Below are 3,405 nucleotides of genomic sequence, written 5' to 3'. Positions count from 1 at the left end.
TCAGCGGCAAACTGCCAACAAACCCCCGCCCTGTTGTCGGAATGACCGTAGAAGCAAAAAAAAAAAAAAGCCAAGGAAACCTCCGCGTAGAAAAAAGAGAAACCCACGCAACACCACGCCCCCACCAACCTCCCATTTCAGCAGCGAAGGCGGACTTGGGCAACAAGTCAGACGGTAAAAATTTTCCTTACCTCTCTTTTTGCCTTTTTTTTTCCCCCCCCCTTTTCCAAAAAAAACCCCTAAATCCCAAACCTCCTGCTCCACCCTCCCCTTTCTTTTTATGTTTTTTTCGCTTTTCCCTGCCATATATATAAGCAAGTTCTCCGTTGCGCCGACGCTTGGAGACCCCAAAAATATTTCTCTTTTTCCTTTTTTAATTTCTTTAAATGCTTTTTTATGTATATCGAGCGGTCTTTTCCCTATTTTGCACCCGCCTGTTTTTATCATTTTCGCCTTGCCAAAGAGACTAAGCAAGGCTCCATAAAACAAGAAAGAAGCGCGGCTTTTTTTCGCCTGTTTTGATTTAATTTTTTTGTTTTTTATCTCACTGTTATCTATGATTAAAATATTGTTTTTGTATTCCGTTTTTGCCCCAAGCTTTTTTAATATTTCTATAAAAGATAGAACGTCGCTTATGTCTGGAACGTTTTTCAAAACGGCTTTTTCTTTCAACAAAATTGATGCCGCGATGATGGGAAGCGCTGCATTTTTCGAACCCTGAATCTTTATCCTTCCTGTTATTTTTTTTCCTCCTTGCACGATAATTTTTCTCACTATTATCACCTCGATGTGGTATTTTATGCTTGTTTCTTTTTTTTTGTTTGTAATAATAATGTTACAATTCTGTCAACAAACTGTCGATAACCTGTGTATAACCCTGTGCATAACTACGTTTTTTTGTTTATAACTTCTTTTTTTGCAATTTTTTTGAGGTTCTCTTTTTTAGCTTGTTTTCGTTTTATGTAAAATCGTTCCTTTTTTTTGTTTGGAGTTATAGTTTTTTTATGAACATCTTTTTTTGTTTTATTTTATGGGTTTTTATTTGTTTTGAACAAATCGACAGCCCTCTACTACTACTTAATTAATAATAAATATATATATTGTTTTAGGGATTTTTTTGAATTTTTTCTATTGACAAGAGTGGGGATTATTGATATAATAGCAGACGGTAAAAAAATATAAGAGGGAGAGAAAAAAATGAGCAAAAAATGGGTTTATCTTTTTAGCGAAGGAAAAGGTTCGCAAAGAGAACTTCTTGGAGGAAAAGGGGCTAATCTAGCGGAAATGACATCTCTGGGCTTGCCAGTACCTCAAGGATTCATTGTATCAACAGAGGCGTGTACTCAATATTATGAGGATAATAAAGTTATTAACGAAGAAATAACAGCACAAATCTTAGAATACATAACAAAAATGGAGAAAAATACAGAAAAGAAATTTGGGGATAAAGAAAACCCATTATTAGTTTCTGTTCGTTCAGGTTCAAGAGCGTCTATGCCAGGAATGATGGACACGATTCTAAACCTAGGTTTAACAGACGAAACAGTTGAATCTATCGCAAAAAAATCAGGAAATCCTAGATGGGCTTGGGATTGTTACCGCAGATTTATTCAAATGTATTCAGACGTTGTTATGGAAGTTGGTAAGAAATATTTTGAAGAACTTATCGATAAGAAAAAAGAAGAAAAAGGGATTACTGACGATTTAGACTTAACAGCAGAAGACTTAAAAGATTTAGCAGAACAATTCAAAAAAGAATATAAATCAAAAATAGGTTCAGATTTCCCGCAAGACCCAGTTGAACAGCTTATGGGAGCTATTAAAGCGGTATTCCGTTCATGGGACAACCCGCGCGCAAATGTTTATCGCATGATGAACAACATTCCTTATTCTTGGGGAACAGCCGTTAACATCCAAGCGATGGTGTTCGGTAACCTAGGCGAAACCTCAGGAACAGGCGTTGCGTTCACTCGCGACCCTTCAACAGGCGAGAATAAATTATATGGCGAATATCTAATGAATGCGCAAGGGGAAGATGTTGTTGCCGGCATTAGAACACCAAATCCAATTTCTCAACTTAAAGAAGAAATGCCAGAAGTGTATGACCAATTTGTAGCGATTACTAAAAAACTCGAAAACCACTACAAAGACATGCAAGATATGGAATTCACAATCGAAGACAGAAAATTATATATGTTACAAACAAGAAACGGAAAAAGAACAGCTCAAGCTGCTATCAAAATTGCTGTTGATCTTGTACATGAAGGATTATCTACAAAAGAAGCGGTTATATCTGCAATCGACGCAAAACTTTTAGACACGCTATTGCATCCAACATTCAAACCAGAAGCGTTAGCTGCAGCGACTCCTATCACAAACGGATTGGCAGCAAGCCCAGGAGCTGCGAACGGCGCAGTTTATTTTACAGCTGAAGAAGCGGTTACGGCTAGCGAAAAAGAAAAAGTCATTCTTGTTCGTTTGGAAACAAGCCCAGAAGACATCGAAGGCATGAATGCAGCTCAAGGCATTCTAACCGTACGCGGCGGAATGACATCTCACGCAGCCGTGGTTGCTCGTGGCATGGGAACATGTTGTGTATCTGGTTGTGGTGATATTACAATCAATGAAGAAGAAAAATGGTTTAAAGTTAACGGCGTAACGATCAAAGAGGGCGAAGTTATATCTCTTGATGGCTCAACAGGCAATGTTTATCAAGGAACAATCGAAACTCAAGAAGCGAAGCTAGAGGGAGACTTTGGCGAACTTATGGGTTGGGTTGATGAAATACGTGGCGATTTCAAAATCCGCGCAAACGCAGACACTCCTCACGACGCAGAAGTTGCAAGAGGATTCGGCGCAGAAGGCATCGGTCTTTGCCGTACTGAGCATATGTTCTTTGCTGAAGACAGAATCGCAGCAATTCGCGAGATGATCGTTTCTAAAACTGTTGAACAACGCGAAAAAGCTTTAGCGAAAATCGAGCCAATGCAACAAAGCGATTTTGAAGGACTATTCCGTGCGATGGCAGGATATCCTGTGACAATTCGTTTCTTAGACCCTCCACTACACGAGTTTGTGCCTCACACAGACGCGGAAATTTCAGATCTTGCAAAAGAAATGAACCTAGAATTCTCAGAGCTTAAAAACACAGTTGAGAGCCTACACGAGTTCAACCCAATGATGGGTCATAGAGGTTGCCGCCTTGATGTGACATATCCAGAAATCGCGGCTATGCAAACAAGAGCGGTTATAAAAGCTGCTATTGCGGTTAACAAAGAGGGACTAAACGTAACTCCAGAAATTATGATTCCTCTAGTTGGAGACGTGAACGAGCTTAAATATGTTAAATCTGTTGTTGTTGAAAACGCAGAGAAAACAATCGCAGACGCTGGCGTTAAACTAGAT

2 protein-coding genes are annotated in these 3,405 nt (G+C 39.1%); one reads left to right on the top strand and one right to left on the bottom strand.

What is annotated here, in order from left to right:
• Complete coding sequence (locus ACYVTD_RS10740) at positions 1-759, bottom strand: hypothetical protein (RefSeq protein WP_461247768.1); 759 nt, start codon at positions 757-759, stop codon at positions 1-3.
• A gap of 438 nt (positions 760-1,197) precedes the next feature.
• On the opposite strand from ACYVTD_RS10740, the gene ppdK reads away from it, so the two are divergent.
• Positions 1,198-3,405: pyruvate, phosphate dikinase (gene ppdK, locus ACYVTD_RS10735; RefSeq protein ID WP_461247767.1), on the top strand; the 2,208-nt coding region annotated here is incomplete at its 3' end.

The organism is Treponema sp. R6D11 (assembly GCF_054786075.1).
This window is presented reverse-complemented; position numbering and strand designations above follow the sequence as displayed.